Origin of the sequence: Microlunatus panaciterrae, from assembly GCF_016907535.1 — a bacterium.
Lineage (GTDB): Bacteria > Actinomycetota > Actinomycetes > Propionibacteriales > Propionibacteriaceae > Microlunatus > Microlunatus panaciterrae.
In genome coordinates this window covers 899,848-921,973 of record NZ_JAFBCF010000001.1, presented here as the reverse complement: position 1 = coordinate 921,973, position 22,126 = coordinate 899,848, and the positions used below count along the sequence as shown (strand labels likewise).

Below are 22,126 nucleotides of genomic sequence, written 5' to 3'. Positions count from 1 at the left end.
GTCGCTGTGAGACTGCAGACCACTCAGGGGAACCTGGCTCGGCGGGGGTTCTCGGACTCCGCTGCTGCGCTGCGGATCGTCACCGACTGGCCCGAGGACGCTGCACCACTGCTCGAGCTGGTGATCGAGTCGGCCGACCCGGACCATGCCCTGGCCGGGCTCGACCGGCTGCGAGATCACGTTCCCGACCTGTGGGAACGGCTCTGCGGAAACCCGGTGCTGGCCCGCCAGCTGATTGCTGTGCTCGGGACGAGCGTTGCCCTGCTGCAGCATCTGGTGGCGCACCCCGACCATCTGACCCACCTCGAGGACCCGGTGGAAAGAACCACCGGCTCGGCTCTGCGGGCCGAGCTGTTGCGCGCCGTCGGGGCCGACCCGACCGAGTCGATGCCCGCTGCGGTGGAGCGGACCGGAGACAGCCTGCGGGTGGCCTATCGTGCGGCGCTGCTGCGAATCGCGACCCGTGACGTGTGCGCCCCGGAGCCGATCGAGATCATGGACGACATCGCCGCCGAGCTGTCGGACCTGGCCGATGCCACCCTGGAGGCGGCGGTCGCAATCGCCCGCGGCAAGCTCGGACCGGATGCACAGCGGTGCCGGCTGGCTGTCATCGGCCTCGGCAAGTGTGGCGCCCAGGAGCTCAACTACGTCAGCGATGTCGACGTGCTGTTCGTCGGCGAGCCGGCTCTGGACCCGGCGGGTGCGCCGTTGGCGAGCACCGACGAGGCCATCTCCATCGCCACCCGACTGGCAGCCGAGGCCAGCCGCGTCTGCTCGGCTCACACCGCCGCCGGCACGATCTGGCAGGTCGACGCGGCGCTGCGGCCGGAGGGGAAGGCCGGGCAGCTGGTCCGTACGCTGTCCAGCCACCAGACGTACTACCACAAGTGGGCGAAGACCTGGGAGTTCCAGGCGATGCTGAAGGCGCGCCCGAGCGCAGGCGATCTTGAGCTGGGGCAAGCGTTCGTCGACATGATCAGCCCGCTGGTGTGGTCGGTGGCCGAGCGGGAGAACTTCGTGGCCGACACCCAGGCGATGCGCAAGCGGGTGGTCGCCCACATCCCGGCACGTGACGCGGACCGCGAGCTGAAGCTTGGTCAGGGAGGTCTGCGCGACGTCGAGTTCTCGGTACAGCTGCTGCAGCTCGTTCATGGCCGGGTCGACGAGCGCCTGCGCCGCTCCGGCACTCTCACCGGTCTCAGGGCGCTGGTCGACCTGGGCTATGTGGGGCGCGAAGACGGCAAGGCCTTCGGGTTGGCGTACCGGCTGCTGCGCACCCTGGAGCATCGCATCCAGCTGTACCGGCTGCGGCGCACCCACGTGCTGCCGGAGACCGAAGCTGACCTTCGCCGGATCGGCCGGTCCCTGGGCTACCCCGACCCGGTCACCGAGCTGCTCAACACCTGGCGCTCCTGCGCGCACCGGGTTCGGCGGCTGCACGAGCGGTTGTTCTACTCCCCGTTGCTCGAGGCCGTCGCCCGGATCTCGTCGTCGGAGCTGCGGCTGACCACCGACGCTGCCCTGGACCGGCTGCGGGCGCTGGGCTATATGGACCCGCAGGCCGCGCTGCGCCACATTGCCGCGCTCAGTCAGGGCGTCACCAGGCAGGCCGAGATCCGCCGCCAGCTGCTGCCGGCGATGCTCGGCTGGTTCGCCGACGCACCCAATCCCGATCATGGTCTGCTGGCCTTCCGGCAGGTCTCGGAGGCGCTCGGCACCACCCCCTGGTATCTGCGAGCCCTCCGCGACGAAGGGCTGATGGCCGAGCGGCTGGCCCGGATCCTGGCCTCCAGCCGCTATGCGGTCCAGCTGCTCACCCGGGCGCCGCAGACGGTGCAGATGCTGGTCAACGACAGCGAGCTCGCACCCCGCAGCCTGGAGCAGCTGGTCACGGAGATGTCGGCCGCAGCCAAGCGGCAGCAGGACCCGGTGTCGGCGGTCGAGGCGATCCGCGCCATCCGTCGCCGCGAGCTGTTCCGGGTGGCCGCGGGGGATCTGCTGGACCTCAACGACGTGCTGACCGTCGGCGACGCTCTGACCGATCTGGCGTCGGCGACCATCCACGTCGCCCTCGAGGTCGCGCGGTCGGCGTCCGAGACGCAGCCGGTGCCGGCGATGGCTGTGATTGCGATGGGTCGGTGGGGCGGTCGGGAGATGTCCTACGCCTCCGACGCCGACGCCATGTTCGTGATGGAGGACTTCAGCGAGGCCGACGGCGATCGCACGAAGGTGGCGGCTGCGGTGATCACCGAGCTGCGCAAGCTGCTGACCAAGCCGGGGGCTGACCCCGTGCTCAGTATCGACATCGACCTCCGGCCAGAAGGCAAGGGTGGTGCACTGGTCCGGTCCCTGGCGGCCTATCGCGCCTACTACGAGCGCTGGTCGTCGACCTGGGAGATGCAGGCGTTGGTGCGAGCCGACGCGCTCGCCGGTGATCGGGGAGTGGGTGAGGCCCTGATGGCCGAGATCAACACCCGGCGCTGGCCGGAGGGTGGCCTGACCCAGCCCCAGCTGACCGAGATCAGGAAGCTGAAGGCACGAGTCGAGGCGGAGCGGCTGCCGAGGGGCGCAGACCCGGCCAAGCACACCAAGCTGGGACCGGGTGGCCTGGCCGACGTCGAATGGACCGTGCAGCTGCTCCAGCTGCAGCACGCCTGGCAGATCCCCGCGATGCGGTCCACCAGCACCATCGTCGCGCTCCGCGCGGCCCGCGAGGCCGGCGTGATCGAGGCTGCGGATGCCGCCGTGCTGGAGACCGCCTGGATGATGGCCAGCCGGATCCGCAACCAGGTGATGCTGGTGCGCGGTCGCGGTTCCGACTCGTTCCCGACCGACAGCAGAGAGCTGGCCGCGGTGGCCGAGCTGATGGGCTACGGACCGGGCGAGGCCTCCCATCTGCTGGCCGACTACCGACGGGTGACCAGGCGTGCGCGAACGGTGGTCGATCGCGTGTTCTGGGGGCAGCGGCCTTGAGAACCTGGATCCAGTTGCGTCACTGAGGCCGACAGCACGCTCAGCCCAGCCGCCCGCTCGTGTTCGGATCCGGATTTTCAGAGTCGAGCACGTCGCGGATCCGGGCGATCACCCAGTCCGGCTCGTCGACGAGCTGCTGCCAGGTGATGTGCAACACCCGCCAGCCGGCGGCGACCAGAGCATTGTGCCGACGCCAGGTCCGCTCGAAGTCGGCCTTGATCCGGCCATGGAACTCCCAACCGTCGACCTCGAGCGCCACTCTCGCCCGGACGAAGGCGACATCGAGGAAGACGCCGCCGTCGGGGAGCTCGACCCAGAAGTTCGCCTGCCAGCCGGTGATGCCGGCAGCGCGGAGAAGCCGATGGGTCCGACGCTCCGCCGCCGACCAGGGGCGGTCCCGCGAGTCCAGCAGGAGCGTGCGGCGGTCCTTGTTTCCCGGCCGACCCGGGGACTGGGCCATCGCCCGCTGCAGGTCTTCGAGGGTGGCGAAGCCGGTGCGGAGCACCCGGTCGATCGCGTCACCGCCAAGGTCGGCTGCCAGGTCGACGGCAGTCAGCGCGGGTGCCGTGAAGCACAACCTGAGCCGCCGACGGACCTGTTCGGCCGGGATCGTCCGACGGGACAGCTGGAACCCCGGTCGGCTCGCCCGGCCACTGCGCACGGCCATCGTGACGCTCTCTACCCGCAGCTCCTCCCAGAAGCTCACCTTGGCGGCGGCTCGGCCGGTGAGCACTCCCTCCGGCACCCATTCCATGGCTGCTCTGATCCGCACCAGTGCGTCCTGCCGCAGCTCGGGCAGCACGTAGACCCCGGGCAGGATGTGGGCCAGCTCGCCGCGACGGACGAGCCAGTCCAGCTGCCGTGCCAACTCGGGATGCTCGCGGCGCGCGAGCACCCCGCCCTGGAGCGTCAGGACTCGGGCGATCTCTGCCTTCATACCGGAAGGTTGCGGATGGCGCGGCGGATCGAGCGGTCGAGCAGTGTTGCTGTGGAAACCTGAGATCGCGGATGTGGATGCGTCACGAGGGAAGCCCGCAGGCGGGAAGTGCTCCGCGCGGCAGCAACCGGATCCGGGGTTTCAGGGTGAAGGTCAGGCAAGATGGACAGGTGCCCCTACCCATCGAGGACTACGCGCTGATCGGAGACTGCCACACGGCGGCCTTGGTCGGTCGCGACGGCAGCATCGACTGGCTCTGCCTGCCGCGGTTCGACTCCCCGTCCATCTTCGGCGCCCTGCTGGGAGGGCCCGAGCACGGCCGGTGGCTGTTGGCGCCGACCGACGAGATGGCGACGAGCCACCGCCACTACCACCCGGACACGTTCATCCTGGAGACGGTGTGGGAGACGTCGACCGGTGTCGTCACGGTCACCGACGTCATGCCGTTGCACGACCGCAAGGCCGAGATCGTTCGGCGGGTGACCGGTGTCGCCGGCACCGTCGAGCTCTGCCAGGAGCTGGTGATGCGGTTCGACTACTCCACCTCGCTGCCGTGGGTCCGTCGCAGCCATGACGCTCAGGGGCGGGAGTGCCTGATCGCGGCGGCCGGCCCCAATGCCCTGGTACTGCGCGGCGGCCAGCTGCCGAGGGCCACCGACCACGTGCACCGAGGGGTGTTCGAGGTCTCGGAAGGCGAGCAGGTGGACCTGTCCCTGATGTGGTACCCGTCGTATCGCGAGGTGCCGGAGCTGCCGGACGTGGACGCCGGGATCTGGGCCACCCGCGAGTGGTGGCAGGCCTGGGCAGCCAACTCCGATTGCCCGGGGCCCTACGAGGCCGAGGTGGTCCGGTCCCTGCTGGTGCTGCGGGCACTGACCCACGAGGACACCGGCGGGATCGTCGCCGCCGCCACCACCTCGCTGCCCGAGCAGTTCGGCGGCTCCCGCAACTGGGACTACCGCTACAGCTGGCTGCGCGACGCTGCTCTCACGCTCGAGGCTCTGCTGTCGCACGGCTACCGGACCGAGGCGCTCAACTGGCGCTCCTGGCTGTTGCGGGCCATCGCCGGCGATCCGCAGGACATCCAGATCATGTACGGCGTGGCCGGCGAACGGCTGCTGCCCGAACGGGAGCTGACCTGGTTGCCCGGCTACCAGGGCGCCCGCCCGGTACGCGTCGGCAACGGCGCGGTCGACCAGTTTCAGGCCGACGTGGTGGGGGAGGTGATGGTGGCGCTGGACTCGGCCCGCCGCTCCGGGATCGAGGAGGGGGAGTTCTCCTGGCCACTCCAGCGGGCCCTGCTCGGCTACGTGGAGAACAACCTGCATCGCCGCGACTCGGGCATCTGGGAGATCCGCGGCCAGGAGCAGCACTTCGTGCACTCGCGGGTGATGACCTGGGCAGCCCTGGACCGTGGCGTCCGGGCCGTCCAGGAGCACGGCTTTCCGGGACCCGCCGACCGCTGGGCCAGACTCCGAGACGAGCTGCGGCAGGAGATCGAGCAGAGGGGTTTCGACAGTGCCCGCGGCTGCTACACCCAGTACTACGGCAGTACGGGGGTCGACGCGTCGCTGCTGCAGCTACCCCAGGTCGGGTTCTGTGCGCCCGACTCCGAGCGGATGCTCGGCACGGTCAAGGCTCTCGAGGAGGAGCTGCTGCAGGACGGTCTGTTGCTGCGCTACCGGACCGAGCACAACGTGGACGGGCTGCCGCCGGGGGAGCACCCGTTCCTGGCGTGCTCGTTCTGGCTGGTGGAGCAGTACGCCCGGACCGACCGGGTGGACGATGCCACCGAACTGATGGACCGGCTGGTCGGCTTCGCCAACGATGTCGGCCTGCTGTCGGAGGAGTACGACGTCAAGGCCCGGCGCCAGGCGGGCAACACCCCACAGGCGCTGTCCCACCTGGCCCTGGTCCGGGCCGCCGATGCCCTGGCCGGCACCGGCCGGGAACGTTAGGCCTTGGCGTACTGCTCGATCTCCGCGAGCTCGTCGTCGCTGAACTCCAGGTTGTGGGTGGCCGCGACACTGTCCTCGAGCTGGCGAACGCTGCTGGCGCCGACCAGTGCCGAGGTGACGCGTCCGCCGCGGAGCACCCAGGCGATGGCCATCTGGGCGAGCGTCTGACCGCGCCGCTCGGCGATCGCGTTCAACGGCCGGACCTTGCCCAGGACCTCCTCGGTGATCCGCTCGCCGCTGAGGAAGGGGCTGTTGCCGGCCGCCCGCGAGTCGGCCGGGATGCCGTTCAGGTAGCGGCTGGTCAGCAGACCCTGCGCCAACGGGGAGAACGCGATCGAGCCGGCACCCAACTGGTCCAGGGTGTCGAGCAGCCCGTCCTCGACCCAGCGGTTGAACATCGAGTACGACGGCTGGTGGATCAGCAGCGGGGTCCCCAGCTGGGCGAGGATTTCGGCAGCCTCCCGGGTCTGCTCCGGTGAATAGCTGGAGATACCGACGTAGAGGGCCTTGCCCTGTTCCACTGCGGAGTGCAGTGCCCCCATCGTCTCGGCCATCGGGGTGTCCGGGTCGGGGCGGTGCGAGTAGAAGATGTCGACGTAGTCGACGCCCATCCGCTTCAGACTCTGGTCCAGGCTGGAGAGGAGATACTTCCGCGACCCCCATTCCCCGTACGGGCCCGGCCACATCAGGTATCCGGCCTTGGTCGAGATGATCATCTCGTCGCGGTACGGCTTGAGGTCGCGCGCCAGGTGCTCACCGAAGTTCAGCTCCGCCTCGCCCGGCGGCGGACCATAGTTGTTGGCCAGGTCGAAATGCGTCACGCCAAGGTCGAAGGCCCTGCGGAGGATGGCCCCCTGGTCCTCGAACGGCTTCTCGCTGCCGAAGTTGTGCCAGAGGCCGAGGGACACCGCGGGCAGTTTCAGCCCGCTGGTGCCGACCCGGCGGTAGGGCATGGCGTCATAGCGGTCGTCGGCGGCGACGTAGGTCATCGGGCTCCTCGGGGATCGAGTGGGGGTCGGCGGTTCATGATCTGGGGTCTGGCGAAGTTCAGGGCCCACGCTAGCGGACGACCGATGTCAGGAGACGGCCAGCCGGGCGCTGTGGTAGGCGTCGAGGGTGGCCTTGGCGGAGTTGTCCCAGCTGAACCGGGCGGCGTGGGTGGCTGCGTTGCGGCCGAGTTCGACCGCCAGCTCAGGGTCGTCCAGGATCCTGGACAGGGCGTCGGCCCAACGCTCCGGGTCGTGTCCGTGTACGAGCAGTCCGGTGCTCTCGTCATCGACAGCGTGCCTCAGCCCGCCGACGTCGGTCGCGACCACCGGCCGCCCGCACGCCTGTGCCTCCAGCGCCACCAGCCCGAACGACTCGTTGTAGGACGGCACTCCGACCACATCGGAGGCGCAGTACCAGCGGAACAGCTGGTCGCGAGGTGAGTGCGGTCGGAACTCGACGATGCCGTCCAGACCCAGCGACCCGACCAGACCTGGAAGGGTGTCGGCCCAGGAGGACTCCGGGCCGCTGGGGCTGCCGATGATCATCAACCGCAACCTGTGACGCCGTTCCGGATCTCGACGGACCAGTTCGCCGACAGCCTGGATGAGCACGTCAGGGGCCTTGAGCGGCTGGATCCGGCCGACGAAGACGATCACCTGATGATCTTGGTCGATGCCGAGCTGCTCGCGGGTGCGTGATCGGTTGCAGGGATGGAACCGGTCAAGGTCGACCCCGGGCGGCACGATCGCCAGCTGCTCCTCGCGGGCGCCGTAGTGCTCCTGCAGCTCGAGCGCCTCGTCCGGGGTGTTCGCGGTCAGCACCTCGGCCGCTCGGACGATGGCGGCCTCGCCCTCCTCTCGGACGTCCGGCTCGACCAGATGATCATCGGCACGGCTGGCGTTCTTCACCCGCGCCATCGTGTGCATGGTGTGCACCAGGGGAATCTCGCGGCGGGCCGCCAGCCCCAGCCCCGCCAGGCCGGACAGCCAGTAGTGCGAGTGGATCAGGTCGTAGTCCTCGGTGCGCGCATCGAGCCGGGCCGCGAACTCGTTGACCAGCGGTGGCAGGTCCTCCTTGGACATGGCCTTGGCGGGGCCGGCGGCGAGCTGGATGACGCGGACGTTCTCGTGCGGAGAGACCTCGTCGGGTGTGTTCGGGTCTGTGCGGCGGGTGAACACGTCGATCTCGACCCCGCGTGCTCCCAGTCGACGCGCGACCTCGGCCACGTAGACGTTGAGCCCGCCCGCATCGCCGACCCCCGGCGTCTCCAGCGGCGATGTGTGCATGCTGATCATGGCCACCCGCCGTGGGTACTCCGCTGACCTCATGCGTCCCATCCTGCCGCGCCGCGACCTTCCAACCGCAGGTGGGCTGCAGAGTGGGACAGGTCGTTATCCCTCCGCACTCTGCGTCTGTCGAAGAGCTAGATCAACCGCTCCTTGGCCAGCTCCACCCGGATCGTCTCGAGCTCGGAGCTCTGGCTCTCGCCGCGGTCGGTGAGACCGACCAGCTCGGCGGCATCGAGAACCGGCCGCTGAGCGGCGATCGCAGTGAGCGAACGCCACAGGCACACCTTGCCCTCGACCCCCAACCGCAGCATCTCGACCTCGAGCAGGGTGCTCAGCGGTGACCGGGTGATCAGGTGTCCGTTCGGCTTCAGCCGGCCGACCTTCTCGCCCGCCCAGCCGATCAGCTCCCGCACCGGGTCTGCCGTCACCTGGAGATCCGCCATGATGCGCTTCAGCGTGTCCCGGTCCTCGGCGATCTCAATCGACAGCCGTTGCAGGGTCGACTCATGAGCGGTGCCCTTCGCACCGCGCGTCAGCCGACGGCTGAGCTCCACGCCCCCGGTCGCCCCGGTCAGATGGTCGTTGAGGTAGATCGCCAGTGGCGAGGTCTGGAACACGATGGTCCTTTCAGGGCAGTGGGCCCTCAACGTACCCCGCGCCGCAGAGCCCAATCCTGCCGCGGTGCTGTTGGCGTTCACGCTCCCGGAATACGTTGCCGCCGACAGCGGTTATGACATATAGTTGAATCTTAAATCAGACGAGGAGTGAACATGGCTGCAGTGACGGCGGACACGATGACCCTGCCCCGGGTGCGGGCGGCGCGGCTGGATGAGGTCGAACGGCCGGTACTCGCGGTGTCGACCGCCCCCGAAGGCTACGAGGGCGAGGGGTTCCCGGTGCGGCGCACGATGGCCGGCATCAGCTACCAGCGACTGGACCCGTTCATCATGATGGACCACATGGGTGAGGTCGACTATCAGGCCGGTGAGCCGAAGGGGACTCCCTGGCACCCGCACCGTGGCTTCGAGACGGTGACCTACCTGATCGAGGGGCAGTTCGTTCACCAGGACAGCCACGGTGGTGGCGGCGTCATCACCGAGGGCGGAACCCAGTGGATGACGGCGGGCTCGGGGCTGCTGCACATCGAGACGCCGCCCGAGGAGCTGGTGGAGGCCGGCGGCCTGTTCCACGGCTTCCAGCTGTGGGTCAACCTGCCCGCCAAGGACAAGTTCACCGCGCCCGCCTACCAGGGGCTGCAGCCCGACGACGTCAAGCTGCTGGCCGGTGCCGACGGTGACTCGCTGATCCGCGTCATCGCCGGTGACGTCGACGGTCATGTCGGGCCGGGGTCGACGCACACGCCGATCACGGTGCTGCATGCGTCGATCAACCCTGACGGTCGACTGTCGCTGCCGTGGCAGCCGAGCTACAACGCGCTGGTGTATGTGATGGCAGGGTCGGGCACGGTGGGAGCCGAACAGCGGCCCATCCACGCGGGCCAGCTGGCGGTGCTCGGCGCGGGGCAGCGGATCACGCTGGCAGCGGACCGCAAGCAGGACTCGCGGACCAAGGCGATGGAGGCCATCGTCCTGGGCGGTCAGCCGATCGGCGAGCCGATGGTCCAGTACGGCCCGTTCGTCATGAACACTCGCGAGCAGCTGGTCGAGACCATCGAGGACTACCAGCAGGGCCGGCTCGGGGTCGTCCCGCCGAACGCGATCATGCCGCACGTGCCGCGGGGCCGCGCCTGAGGTCGATCAGCGGCGCACCCGGCGCACCATCCGTCGTGCGGCCAGCCTGACGTAGTCGGTGACGTTCTGTGGGACCGCTCGTGACGTCATGGCCTTCAGCGCCTCCTTCCTCGAATGATGCGCCTCGGCCAGCTCCCGCTTCATGGCGTACAGCTCCTCCGGGGTGGCGCCCATCAGCGTGCGCACCGGAGGAGGGAACTCCGTCGCCGCCAAAGTGGCGTCGAACATCTCCGCGCTCTGACCGGGCTGGTAGACGTGCGTCAGCTGGTGCCGGGCCAGGAACCCGCTGAACCTCACCCAGTTGTCGTGGTGCGCCTCGTTCAGCGGCTCCCAGTCGGCGGCCGCATAGAGGTCGGCGGCGTCCACGTCCCGGGGCAGGTCGGAGATCAACCGGTGCGGGATGTGGTGATACTCCGCCAGTTCGAGGGTGCGGGAGTCGTGGGCCAGCAGCAGTGCGGGTGTTCCAGCCAGCAGTGCGGCGATGTTGCCGTGGATGCGGGTGCCGAAGGAGAAGTCGTACTGGGCCAGGTGCTCGAACCAGGTGGACGGGTCGAGGAAAAAGCGCACCCGGTCCTGCCGGATCAGCGGATGCTCCAGCGTCACCGGAACGCCCGACGTCCGCATCGGGGACTTCTTGCCCATCGGGTAGTGGCCCTCGAGCAGCAGCTCCAGCGACGACAGGTTCTGTGCCATGTAAACCAGGTTGGGGTAACGCTCCGCGTGCCGAAGCGAGATCGGCCCCATCTCCTTCACGTACGGGGAGATATTCAAGGCGATGGGGGAGTCGGGGCCGAGTGACTCCACCTTCTTGCTGATCTTGAGATCCGGTCCGTACATGAACATCGACGGGCAGCCGATCACCTCGACGTCGCTGTCGCCGAACCCCAGCGACTTCAGGTACTGCTGGGTGAACTCACCCCGGACGCCGATCGAGCCCGATCGTCTGAGCACCGCCCGGACGAAGCGGCGAACCGCGGGTTCGAGCAGGTCAGCGTTGCGCTGCTCGCCTTCCAGCGAGGCCTGGGCGCCGACGCCGAGAACGGTGACCGGGATGGTGAGCTTCTCGAAGATCGCGCTCATCGTGTCGAGCCGCTCCACATACTTGGGGCGGAACGCATTGGCCAAGGGCACCACGACATGGTCGTACTTCTCACTCAGCTCCTCCGCGACTGTGCCGCTGCCGATGCCGCCGGTGGAGAGGGTGTTGTCGGTGGTGGAGAGCAGTCGGTAGACGGCCTGGCTGAAGACCAGGTTCCCGGTGTTCTGACCGATCAGGTTGTCGGAAAGGGTCTTCTCCGCCGACGCCACCATGAACGGGTTCTTGTGCGCGCGTACCAGGATTCTGGGCAACGGGGTTCCTCGCTGTCGTCGACGTCCGGCCGGGGTTCGCCCGATCCTAGCAAGGGAGCCACCGGCGGCAGAACCGGCGGACCGGACGGCTACCCGTCGAACATCCGGAAGTCGTAGCGACCAGGCAGCGGCCGCCTCGTCCCGATTGACCGCTGGATCGCCTCCCAGGTCTCGGTCAGGATCCGACCGCCCTCGCGCAGGTTGGGATAGTCGAAGCCGGCATCGAAGATCTCGGCAGCGGCTCCGGCGTCACCCCGCAGCAGCGCCGTCCGGGCCTCGGCCAACCGGAACCTGCCGTCCTGCCGCTGGTCCTCAGGAACCGTGCGTAGCAGCTCGGCAGCGACCTCAGCCGCCCCCGCGGCGAGCGCGGTCTCGATCGTCTCCAGCAGCAGCGGGACCGATGCGGGGTCGAGCAGGATGGCCTGTTGCAGCAGGGACAGCGCCTCCCCGGTGGCCGATGACTCGAGCGCAGCCACCGCAAGGTTGCGCTGCGCCCACGCGTTCGGGGTGAGCTCGAGCGAGTGGGTCCAGGCATGCACAGCCCCGTCCCGGTCACCTCGGCACCAGCGCGCCACCCCACGGTGATAGCTGACCAGCCACGAGTCGGGTGCGGCCTCCAGCAACGCCCACCACGGGTCTGACCACAGTGTGCCGGTGGGCGGCAGTGCGGGTGGGTGGACCGGAAGGGCGCCGGTCCTGGCGAGCTCGAGCCACGGTTGCTGGGGGTCGGCGATGTCCGCTGCCGGGAAGGGGGTTCCGGCCAGGGTGACGGCGCCTTCTCCCGCGAGTCTGGCCAGCTCGAGGGCGCCCCAGCCGGAGCCCGTGCTGAGCCGCTGCCCGGTGGGCCCCAACTCCGCCACGGTCTGCCACTGATGATGCCGGGCCGTCAGGACGGAGTCGGGGAGCAACCCGTCCAGGACGTCTTCGACACCGTGTCGCGCCTGGGACCAGTCGGGGTGGTGAGCCGCCTCGGGGTCGACGTCGATCCGGCCGTACGCCTCCAGCCAGTCCCAGCTGGCGCCGGCCGGCATCCGGAGGTGCTCCATCTGGGTGCGGGCCAGGCCGGCCTGGATCTCGGCATAGCCATGGCCCGGCACCCCAGGCGCCAACCAGTCCTGCCAGCGGCGACCTCCAGACCCCTCGCCCCAGACGAACAGCTTGCGCCCGCGCAGGATCGACGTCGACGCCTGCACCAGCCCGCTGCCCGCCTGGTCCAGACCGGCGATCCAGCGGCGCTGGCCGTCGGGGATCTCGAAGAAATAGTCGGCTGCGGACTGGTGCCGCATCGGATAGCTGATCGCGCTGTCGTTCAACCGGACCAGCTGGAGGCGCTGCTCGTAGCCGAAATGCCAGGCCTCGTCGGCGGGGGCGACGACCCGCAGCCCGGGTGTCTGGGCGACGGCGATATTCGACCACCAGTAGACCGGGATGTCCACCTGTTGCGGATTCTGCAGCCGTACGCCGACGAAGAGCAGCTCGGAGTCCGCCGGCAGCCAGAGGTCCACCTGGTAGACCAGTCCGCGCGTCCGTTCCCACTCCCACAGGCGCAGGATCGGGTCGCCCTCTGGTCCATCCACCACGGCGGCGTGCATCGGCTCACAGGTCAGGGTGGTGTGACCGGTGCTGCCCAGGTTCCACTCCACGCCGCCGGCGAACCACGCGTCGCGAAGGGCCAGGTTGGCGAACTGCAGGACGGGGTTGCAGAACAGCAGCTCACGCTGTGTCGCCTTATGCCACAGCGAGTACAGCCGCCCACCCAGACCAGGGAGGACGGTGGCCCGCAACCGGTCGTTCTCCATCACGATCGACGGCTGGGCGCGCAGGCTCCGGTGCCGGTCGTAACCGTCCTGACGCAGGTAGGGCAGCACCGTGTCCAGCCGGCCGTACGCCAGGTTCTCCCGCATGTCTGCGGGCAGGCCGTCCAGATCGGTCAGAGTGTGCATCTCCCGGCTCGGCCGCAGCGGCGGCAGGGGGTTCAGCTCACCCAACTCCGACGACGGCAGGATCAGCGGTCGGGAGTAGATCGAGGTGCCGGAGGCGGTGGCCATTGCGGAGTCCTTCTCGGGTGGCGGGCAGAGACCTGACGCCGGGGTCAGGCCGTGGCTGAGCGGAGGTGGTAAGCCGGCCTGGACAGGCTGGGGACCACCAGGATCCGGGCGTCGTTGCCGGTGTGCCGGCGTGCTTCGGCCAGCGCATCCTCTACGGTGCGGGTCGGGATCGCACCCATGCCGCGGGCGTACCCGGGGCTGGCTGCACCCGCGATGTAGACGGCGCTGGTCCGCTCACGGGCCAGGCCGCCCATGTAGATCATGGAGAACGCGTGGAACGGGTGATAGGCCAGGCGGTGACGATAAGCGTCCACATATCCTGGATCGGTGCAGACCTCGTCCTCGAAGCTGACCATGTCCGCCGGTCGGTGCACGGTCTGTAGGAGCTCGTAGGTGTGCTGGTAGGACGGGAACTCCTCGGCGTTGAACCAGCCGTCGCAGACGGACGTGGCGATCACCACCGGATACGGCTTGAGGGCGGCCTTGGCTCGGGCGACGGAGGCGCCGATCGCCTGCATCATCAGCACCGGATTGGAGCCCATTCCGTTGCCGTAGTGGAAGTTGCGCGGCATCCCGACGAGCAGGATGTCGGCCGCTTCTCCGGGAATGGTCAGCTCGGTCCGATGCCCGGCCGTCGGCCAGGTGGCCTGCTCCACCGCGGGGATGCTGCCGGCCCGGACCTGGACCTGCTCGGAGCGCGCATTGAGGACGGCGTCGATGGTGAAGAACGGCTGGGGAAGCGCCGCCTCCATCCGCCGGCCGATGGCGGCGAGCTGGTGCCGGAAACGGCTCCCGGTCGAGATGGGGATGAAGTCGCTGCGGTGCAGGCTGGAGGGCGAGTGGTGACCTCGGATCGACCGCCAGGTCGTCAAGCCGGTGGACGGCATCTTGTATCCCCCGGAGAACCCGCCGTAGGGGTTTCCGGCGGCGTGACTGATCAAGATCGTCAGGTCCGACTCGGCGACCAGTCGGTTCATCTCGACCACGTCGCCGAGCTCGGACGGCTCGAGGGCGACGATGCCGTCGGGGTCCTCGGCGTCGTGGTTGACGATCTGCTCCGGCTCGAACAGGTCGAGCACGTCACGGCCGAGATAGGCCTCGAAGTCTGCTGCGGTGTTCTTGCGATGCAGCCCGATGGCACAGACCAAGGTGATGTCCCGGCGGCGGACGCCGGCCCGCTCCAGCTCCTCCACCACCAGCGGGATCGTTACCCTGCGGTGCGCTGTGGGTTGAGTGCCGCCCTTGACCCGGTCGGGGAACGCGATCGTGACTCGCGACCCGGCGCCGACCAGTTCCGGCAAAGGCCGGCTGTCCAGGGGATGCTGGATCGCGTAGCGGGTCGCCCCTACCGGATCGGCGAGGCCGACCGGCTCGTGTTCGGCCTCACCGGCCTGGATCACGACGGCATGGTCGGGAAGGTCGACGTCGACGTGGCCATCTCCAGACTCCAGCCGTACGCGCTGCACAGTGAACCTCTTCCGGTTGTGGTCGGCGACCGCAATCTAGCGTGATCTTGAAAAGCCTCGCTACAGTGCAGCCAACATCGGACAAGGCGGTGGACCGGTGATCTTGAACAGGATGCACCACCGCTTTCGGAGAGGATAGGCGTGGGTAGCGAGCGCGGCGTGATCGGCATCATCGGACTGGGCATGATGGGCGCCGCTGTTGCCGACGTCCTGCGCGGGCACCATCGGCTGGTGGTGCGCGACTTCGACCAGGCCGCCGTCGAGCGGCAGCGGGCGGCCGGCGCGGAGGTCGCCGACACAGCGGCGGCAGTGGCGGCGGCGGCCGACATCGTGTTGCTGTCGCTGCCGGGCCCGGACCAGGTGCGGGCCGTGGTCGCCGGTGCCGACGGTCTGCAGGCGGCTGCACGACCGCCGGAGCTGGTCATCGACCTGAGCACCGTCGACCCCCACACCACCCGTGAGATGGCCGCAATCCTCGCCGAACGCGGATCGGGCTACCTGGATGCGCCGGTGCTCGGCCGGCCGCACCGCTGCGGCGCCTGGACGCTGCCGGTGGGTGGGTCCGAGGAGGACCTGGCCAAGGCGATGCCAGTGCTCGAGGGACTGGCGACCCGGGTGATCAGGGTCGGCGACCAGGGCAGTGCCAACATGGTGAAGCTGCTCAACAACCTGATGTTCGGAGCCATCAATGCGATCACGGCCGAGACCATGGGTGCCGCAGCGCACCTCGGCCTGGACCCCGGGCTCTACTACACCACCCTGGCCGAGTCCGGGGCAGCCTCGGTCAGCAACCTGTTCAAGGAGATCGCCCCGAAGATGGTCGCCGGCGACTGGAGCCCGGCCTTCACCATCGACTTGCTGGCCAAGGACAATCGGTTGGCGCTGGCCATGATCGAGGGGGCCGGACTGGAGCCTCCGGTCGCTCAGGCCGTCGTCCGAGCCAACGCCGCGGCACAGGCCGCAGGCCTCGGGTCCCTTGACACCAGCGCGATGGTGCGACTGCTCGAGGCGCGGCAGTCACCCGAGTGACCCCCGGTAGCGGTCGCCCGCGCCCGGGACCGCCCAGCGGCGGAACCGTCAGCCGCATGTGGCAGCCTTCGGCTTGGCAGAGGATGGGTGACCTGGGACGCGGCAAGGAGCGACGGTGACGGACGGTCAACGGCTGACGATCGACATCCAGGCGATCGACGTGCTGAGCTATGCGCTGGCACACAACCGGATCCCGGTGATCGGCCAGGTCACCTTGTCGGGATCACCAGTCGCTGTCCGCGGTGCGACCGTGACGGTGATGATCCGCGATGCGCAGGGGGTGCTGAGCGAGCCGTTCGAGACCCCCGCCGACCTCGAGGCCGACCAGCAGACGGTGCTCAGGGACATCCCGGTGCGGCTCGATCCCGGGCAGATGGCGCAGGTCGAGGAGCAGCGGCCCGGCAGCATCGAGGTGGAGGTGCGTGATGGTGAGGCGCTGCTGGGCCGCGGCCAGGTCCCGGTGCGGATTCTGGCGGCCAACCAGTGGCTGCGCAACGGATCAGCCGTCACCGACGAGATCCTCGCCTCGTTCGTGATGCCCAACCACCCGGCTGTGGAGCGGCTGCTGGTGGAGGCGTCGACGATTCTGGGCCGGAGCACCGGCAGCCCCTCATTGGAGGGCTATCAGGCTGGCCAGCAGCGGGTGGACGAGATCGTCAACGCGGTCGTCATCGCGGCCGCCGGCCGGCAGATCCGTTACGCCGAACCGCCGGCCAGCTGGTCCGACGTGGGGCAGAAGATCAGGACTCCGGGTGAGGTCTTCGACACCCCGCTGGGCACCTGCCTCGACCTGACGCTCGCCCTGGCTGCCGTGTTGGAGCAGGCAGGCATCAGGCCGCTGGTCTTCCTGGTCCAGGGCCATGCCTTCCTCGGGTACTGGCGGATGGAGGCGTCCATGCAGGACGTCTTGGCAACCGACCCTTCGGCCTTGATCAACTTGATCGACCTCAAGGCTGTCGGGTTGATCGAGACGACGTTGATCACTGCTGGTCAGGGACCTACCGACCTCGCCGGGCTGCAGCGCGGGCCATATGCGGAGTACCTCACTGGCGACGCCGACCGGGTGCAGGGCGTGATCGACATCTATGAGGCACGCCGGAACCGCATCATCCCGTTGCCGGCCCGGGTCCGCGGCACCGACGACACAGTGCAGGTCTTCGAGTACCGTCCAGCGGTATCGGGACCGGCGGGGTATGCCCCGGACCGGAGCGCAGCGCGCCGCACCGCTGGGGGCCGCGTCGAGGCGCCGCCGCGGGTGCAGAACTGGAAGAACGCCCTGCTCGACCTGTCGCTGCGGAATCGCTTGATCAACTTCTCCGACCGCTCAGGACTGGCCCTGTCGGTTCCGGACGGTCAGTTGGGCGCCCTGGAGGACATCGTCAACGAGCCCAAGCAGGTGACGCTGCTGGCCCGCGACCAGATCGACGCCGTGCACACGGCGCGTGGACTCGTCTCCGGTTGGGAGCTGCCGGCCGACGATCGGGCAGCCCTGCTGACCGGCCGGGCGCAGCTGTTCTGCGACATTCCGGCAGGTGGCTATGCCACCCGAATGCGCAACCTGGCCTACAAGGCCCGCACGATCGTGGAGGAGAGCGGCGCCAACAACCTCTATCTTGCTCTCGGCTCGCTGGTGTGGAAACTGGACGGTCGTCCGTTGCGGTCCCCGTTGATCTTGGTGCCGGTGCAGCTCAAGCCTGCGGGGCGCGGTGGGCTGTACCGGATCGGCCTGGACGAGAGCGGCACCAGCGCGCCCAACTTCTGTCTGTTGGAGAAGCTGCGCCAGGTGCACGGGCTGGAGATCCCCGACCTGTCCGAGCCAGAGGATGATGCGGCCGGCATCGACCTGAACGCCGCCCTCCAGTCGGTCAGGCTGGCGGTGAACCAGGCCGGGTTGCCCTACCGGGTCGAGGAGACCGCCCATGTGGCCGTGCTGCAGTTCGCCAAGTTCCGGCTCTGGAAGGACCTGGACGAGCAGTGGCAGGCCTTCAGCGCCAACCCGCTGGTCCGGCACCTGATCGAGACCCCGACCGAAACCTTTCAGGACCCCCGCGCCCTGAGCTCTGATCCTCGCGCCCTGAGCCCTGATCCCCACGCCCCGAGTCCTGATCTTCGCGCCCTGAGCCTGTCGAAGGGCATCGATCCGGACGCCGTGAGCCCCGATCCTCGCGCCCTGAGCCTGTCGAAGGGCATCGACCTGGACGAGCTTGCTGCCGCCTGTCCGGTGCCGGCGGACGCCTCCCAGCTCGCGGCGGTCGCCGCCGCCGTGGCCGGCAGGACGTTCGTCCTGGAGGGTCCTCCCGGCACGGGCAAGTCACAGACGATCACCAACCTGCTGACGAGGGCCATGGCGGAGGGCCAGCGGGTGCTCTTCGTCGCCGAGAAGCGGGCGGCGTTGGACGTCGTCCGCAAACGGCTGGACGACGTAGGTATGGGCCTCTTCTCACTTGACCTGCACGACAAGGGCAGCAAACCCGTGGTGGTGCGCAACCAGATCCGGCAGGCACTGGACGCCCGGATCGACATCGACGCGCAAGGTTTCGCGGCGGAGCAGGAACGCCTCCGGGCGACCCGGCAGAGCCTCGACCGGTATGCACGGAGCATTCACTCCACCAACCCGGCAGGGTTGTCGTTCTACTCGGCCCACACCGGTCGCCTCGCGCTCGGACACCTGAGCCAGGAGCTGCCGGTGCCGCCGCATCTGGTAGGCGCTCCCGAGGCGGCTGACCGCACCGCGACCATCCGCACCGTCCTTCGTGACCTTCCGGACACCGCCGATCTGGCCAACCCCAGGCCCGAGCACCCGTGGGGGTTCGTCGGCGCGATGGACCCGCAGCGTGCCGATCCGGACGCCATCCGGCAGGCGGCCCGCGCCGTCGACGCCGCCGTTGCCGCCATTCCCGGTGATCATCCGTTGGCCGACGTGCTCGACCAGGTGGGCAACGCGCAGGAGCTGGCCATGGTCAACCAGATCCTCACCAGTCCACAGGGGCAGCTGTGGGTACTCGACGAGGTTCGGGGACCGTTCTGGCGGCCAGCGGTGGACGACGTACGTTCTCGCACCGTCGACTTCGCAGCGACGCAGCATCCCGGTATGCATCTGGCCACGCCGGCGGTGCTGAACCTGCCGCTGGCACAGATCCTCGAGCAGGCGCAGGCGGCGGCTGCCTCGGGCTTCTTCGGCCGGCGCAAGCGGCTCAAGGCGGTACTCGAGCAGTTGCGCCCCGGTCTGCGTCCGGAGGCGTCGGTGAAACCGAAGGACGTGCCAGTCCTGGTCGCCGAGCTGCATCAGACCCAGCAGTTGGCGTGGGATCTGGGCCGGCAGGCCGCCAAGATCCCGGGCATCATGATCACGCAGGACTGGAACCCGCTGACGCCTGCCGCGACCGAGCAGCTGGACGCACAGGTTGGATGGCTTCAGTGGGCCTCCGCCTGTGTCGCCCCGGACTCTGACCGGCCGGTGGGCCCGTCCCTGCGCAGCTTTCTGGGCCCCGGCCGGCAACTGGGCCAGCACGAGTTGGGCAGCCTCGGCGCGCTGGTCGCGGCCTTCACCCGGCTGGAGGCTGTGACAGCAGCATCACCGGAGGACGCGGCGTCATGGTCCGCCGGCTGCGGTCTGGTCACCACGTGGCGAAACAGTACGGGTCAGCGCGACCTTGATGACCCGCAGCTGCTCGATCTGCGGCGCTGGATCGCCTTCGTCGCCGCCCTGGAACCCATCCGGCAGGCTGGCCTGGCGGCGACCCGGACCGCGCTGTTGACCGGACGCGTGCGCGCCGACGACGCGGTTCAGGCCTTCGACCTGGGTGTGGCCACAGCGTCGTTGGCCGAGCGGTCTGGAGCGACGGGGCTGGCCGCCTTCGATCCGCAGGTGCACGACAAGACGATCAGCCGGTTCACCATGTCCGCCGCCTCGCTGCGAGCGCAGCAGGCCGCGCTGCTGCCACATCAGGTGTTGGCCAACCGGCCGTTCAACTCGTCCAACGAGTCCGGACGCATCGGCTCGCTCCGCCGCGAGCTGAGCAAACAGCGGCGTGGGTTGACCGTGCGGAGCCTGGTGGCGCAGTATGGCGACCTGATCACCCAGGTGATGCCGTGTGTGCTGGTCAGCCCGGACTCGCTGTCTCGGTTCTTTCCGGCCCAGCAGGGCTTGTTCGACCTGGTGGTGTTCGATGAGGCCTCGCAGATCCGGGTCGCGGACGCGATCGGGGCGATCGGCCGGTCAAAGTCGGTCGTCGTTGTCGGAGACTCCAAGCAGATGCCTCCGACCAGCTTCGGCGAACCGTCGCTGGACATCGGTGACGAGGAGCTCGCCGAGCTGGCCGACACGCTCAGCGTGGTGGAGGACGAGGAGAGCATCCTGTCCGAGTGCGTCCAGGCGCGGGTGCCACAGCAGTGGTTGTCGTGGCACTACCGCAGTCAGGACGAGTCGCTGATCGCGTTCAGCAACGCCTTGTACTACGAGGATCGGCTGTCCTCCTTCCCGGCGCCGCATCGCCGCGCCGCGGCCGACGGGGTGGACGACGTCGGGGTCAGCCTGGTCCGGGTGCAGGGGGAGTTCCAGCGCACCCGTGGAAAGCTGCATCGCACCAACCCGGTGGAGGCCGAGACGATCGTCGCCGAGGTGCGACGCCGCTTCGACGGATCCCCACAGACTCTGCCGTCGATCGGTATCGTCACCTTCAACATCCAGCAGCGGACGCTGATCGAGTCGCTGCTGCGTGACTGTGGCGACGACCGGATCCTCGAGGCGCTGGACGACGCCGATGACGGCCTGTTCGTGAAGAACCTGGAGAATGTCCAAGGCGACGAGCGGGACGTGATCTTCTTCTCCACCGCGTTCAGCGTCGACCACAACGGCAGGCTGCCTCTCAACTTCGGGCCGCTGAACCGGGAGGGCGGCGAGCGGAGGCTGAACGTGGCCGTCACCCGCGCCCGCCGACGGGTGATCGTCTTCTCCTCGTTCGACCCTCAGCAGTTGCGGACCGAGGAGACGTCCTCGCGGGGAATCAAGGACCTGCGGGCGTACCTGGACATGGCAGCCTCCGGGCCCCAGGTGCTCGAGTCTCTGGTCACCCGACAGCGGCGCCCCAGCCTGCCCGACCGGCACCGCGAACAGGTGGCCGAGGTGCTGCGGCAGCGCGGTCTGGTGGTCAGCACCAATGTCGGGCTGTCCGACTTCAAGATCGATCTCGAGGTCGCCAGCGCCGCAGAACCCGATGCCCCGCGGCTCGCTGTCCTGCTCGACGGCCCGGACTGGGCCAGGCGCGGCACCGTCGGTGACCGCGACGGCCTGCCGATCGAGGTGCTGTCCCGGATGCTTCGCTGGCCCGCCGTGGAACGGGTCTGGCTGCCCGCCTGGCTGCGCGATCCGGAGCCCACCATCCAGCGGCTGATCCGGGCGGTCGAGCAGCCGGACGCCCGCCCCGAGCCTGGAGCCCCGCGCCCTGAGCCTGGATTCTCGGGCCGTGAGCCTGTCGAAGGGCGTACCGCCGCGCCTGGATCTTCGCGCCCTGAGCCTGGATTCTCGCGCCCTGAGCCTGTCGAAGGGCGTACCCCTGAGCTCGGAGCTCCGCGCCCTGAGCCTGTCGAAGGGCGTGCTGAGCCCGGATTCTCGCGCCCTGAGCCTGGAGCTCCGCGCCCTGAGCCCAGATCCCCGCGCCCTGAGCCTGTCGAAGGGCCAATTACGGAGGCACTTCGTCGCACCGCAACGCGCAACGAGGACAACCGCTTCGCCGCATGGCCGTCCACCATCGTCGGCCCGCGAGGCGTGCTGAACGGGCTGCCGGCAGCTCGGGCGACGGCGCAGGTTCGCCAGGTAGTGGAGCAGGTCGTGCAACAGGAGGGTCCCGTCCACGCCGACCGACTGGCCCGTCTGGTTGCGCGCAGCTTCGACCTCAACCGGCTCAGTGAAGGTCGGGCCCAGTCGATTCTGCAGACGGTTCCGCGAGAGCTGTGGGACCGCGCGGGGGAGCCCTTCGCCTGGCCACGCGACGTCGACCAGGCCAGCTGGTCCGGGTATCGCCGACAGCAGTCGGGCAGCGAGCGACCGATCGAGCACATCAGCCTTCGGGAGATTGGCAATGCCATGGTCTTTCTCTGCCGTGAGGCCGCCGGGATGACGCAGGATGATCTGCTCCGGGAGACGAACGTCGTCTTCGGAGGCAGCCGGTTGACGAGCGCGATCCGCGAGCGGCTACAGGTGGGCCTGCAGATGGCGCTCGACCGTGGCGATCTGGCCCGGACCGCAGGTGGAGTTTTCGTCGCTGCGAGCTGAGCGCTACTGTCAGCCGGTGTGCGACCGGACAGCCGAAAGGTCCTCTCAACGGCATTGGAGG

Annotated in this window: 12 protein-coding genes; 5 read left to right on the top strand and 7 right to left on the bottom strand. The window is 69.0% G+C overall.

Going from position 1 to position 22,126, the window contains the following annotated elements; genetic code table 11:
• Positions 1-6 precede the first annotated feature (6 nt).
• Positions 7-2,973, top strand: a complete 2,967-nt coding sequence (locus tag JOE57_RS04045) for a bifunctional [glutamine synthetase] adenylyltransferase/[glutamine synthetase]-adenylyl-L-tyrosine phosphorylase (RefSeq protein ID WP_476703438.1) — start codon at positions 7-9, stop codon at positions 2,971-2,973.
• 40 nt (positions 2,974-3,013) lie between these two features.
• On the opposite strand, the gene JOE57_RS04040 is transcribed toward JOE57_RS04045, so the two are convergent.
• Positions 3,014-3,910, bottom strand: coding sequence for a DUF559 domain-containing protein (locus tag JOE57_RS04040; RefSeq protein WP_204916513.1), 897 nt, complete (start codon positions 3,908-3,910; stop codon positions 3,014-3,016).
• A 170-nt stretch (positions 3,911-4,080) separates the two neighbouring features.
• Between JOE57_RS04040 and JOE57_RS04035 the strand changes: the two genes are divergently transcribed.
• Positions 4,081-5,868, top strand: a complete 1,788-nt coding sequence (locus JOE57_RS04035; protein WP_204916512.1) for a glycoside hydrolase family 15 protein — start codon at positions 4,081-4,083, stop codon at positions 5,866-5,868.
• Here the strand turns inward: JOE57_RS04035 and mgrA are convergent.
• The 3 genes from mgrA to JOE57_RS04020 form a co-directional block, all read right to left on the bottom strand.
• A complete protein-coding gene (gene mgrA, locus JOE57_RS04030) occupies positions 5,865-6,857 on the bottom strand; it encodes an L-glyceraldehyde 3-phosphate reductase (RefSeq protein WP_204916511.1) in 993 nt (330 codons plus the stop codon). The two genes, JOE57_RS04035 and mgrA, sit on opposite strands and share 4 nt — an antisense overlap.
• 87 nt (positions 6,858-6,944) lie before the next feature.
• Positions 6,945-8,186, bottom strand: a complete 1,242-nt coding sequence (gene mshA / locus JOE57_RS04025) for a D-inositol-3-phosphate glycosyltransferase (protein ID WP_239578832.1) — start codon at positions 8,184-8,186, stop codon at positions 6,945-6,947.
• Positions 8,187-8,281: 95 nt separating this feature from the next.
• Positions 8,282-8,764, bottom strand: a complete 483-nt coding sequence (locus JOE57_RS04020; protein WP_204916509.1) for a hypothetical protein — start codon at positions 8,762-8,764, stop codon at positions 8,282-8,284.
• A 153-nt stretch (positions 8,765-8,917) separates the two neighbouring features.
• Between JOE57_RS04020 and JOE57_RS04015 the strand changes: the two genes are divergently transcribed.
• Positions 8,918-9,898: a pirin family protein gene (locus JOE57_RS04015; RefSeq protein WP_204916508.1), complete on the top strand. Its 981-nt coding sequence runs from the start codon at positions 8,918-8,920 to the stop codon at positions 9,896-9,898.
• Positions 9,899-9,904: 6 nt separating this feature from the next.
• Here JOE57_RS04015 and JOE57_RS04010 read toward each other — a convergent pair whose 3' ends face one another.
• The 3 genes from JOE57_RS04010 to JOE57_RS04000 form a co-directional block, all read right to left on the bottom strand.
• Entirely contained in the window at positions 9,905-11,248 is a 1,344-nt protein-coding gene (locus JOE57_RS04010; protein WP_204916507.1) for a polysaccharide pyruvyl transferase family protein, read from the bottom strand.
• A gap of 89 nt (positions 11,249-11,337) precedes the next feature.
• A complete protein-coding gene (locus JOE57_RS04005) occupies positions 11,338-13,296 on the bottom strand; it encodes a DUF5107 domain-containing protein (RefSeq protein WP_204916506.1) in 1,959 nt (652 codons plus the stop codon).
• A gap of 44 nt (positions 13,297-13,340) precedes the next feature.
• The gene (locus JOE57_RS04000) at positions 13,341-14,762 is read right to left on the bottom strand and encodes a lactate racemase domain-containing protein (RefSeq protein ID WP_204916505.1); all 1,422 of its coding nucleotides are present in this window, start codon (positions 14,760-14,762) and stop codon (positions 13,341-13,343) included.
• Between the two features lie 141 nt (positions 14,763-14,903).
• Here JOE57_RS04000 and JOE57_RS19120 point away from each other — a divergent pair, with 141 nt between their 5' ends.
• Together JOE57_RS19120 and JOE57_RS03990 are read left to right on the top strand one after the other, a co-directional pair.
• Entirely contained in the window at positions 14,904-15,791 is an 888-nt protein-coding gene (locus tag JOE57_RS19120) for an NAD(P)-binding domain-containing protein (RefSeq protein ID WP_204916504.1), read from the top strand.
• A gap of 115 nt (positions 15,792-15,906) precedes the next feature.
• Positions 15,907-22,065 (top strand): DUF3320 domain-containing protein, encoded by a 6,159-nt coding sequence (locus JOE57_RS03990; RefSeq protein ID WP_204916503.1) that lies wholly within the window; start codon positions 15,907-15,909, stop codon positions 22,063-22,065.
• Positions 22,066-22,126 lie beyond the last annotated feature (61 nt).

Bases quoted from the DNA above. Each gene is read 5' to 3' on its own strand.
- JOE57_RS04005 (WP_204916506.1), bottom strand. From the start codon at position 13,296: ATGGCCACCGCCTCCGGCACCTCGATCTACTCCCGACCGCTGATCCTG.
- JOE57_RS04015 (WP_204916508.1), top strand. From the start codon at position 8,918: ATGGCTGCAGTGACGGCGGACACGATGACCCTGCCCCGGGTGCGGGCG.
- JOE57_RS04040 (WP_204916513.1), bottom strand. From the start codon at position 3,910: ATGAAGGCAGAGATCGCCCGAGTCCTGACGCTCCAGGGCGGGGTGCTC.
- mgrA (WP_204916511.1), bottom strand. From the start codon at position 6,857: ATGACCTACGTCGCCGCCGACGACCGCTATGACGCCATGCCCTACCGC.
- mshA (WP_239578832.1), bottom strand. From the start codon at position 8,186: ATGAGGTCAGCGGAGTACCCACGGCGGGTGGCCATGATCAGCATGCAC.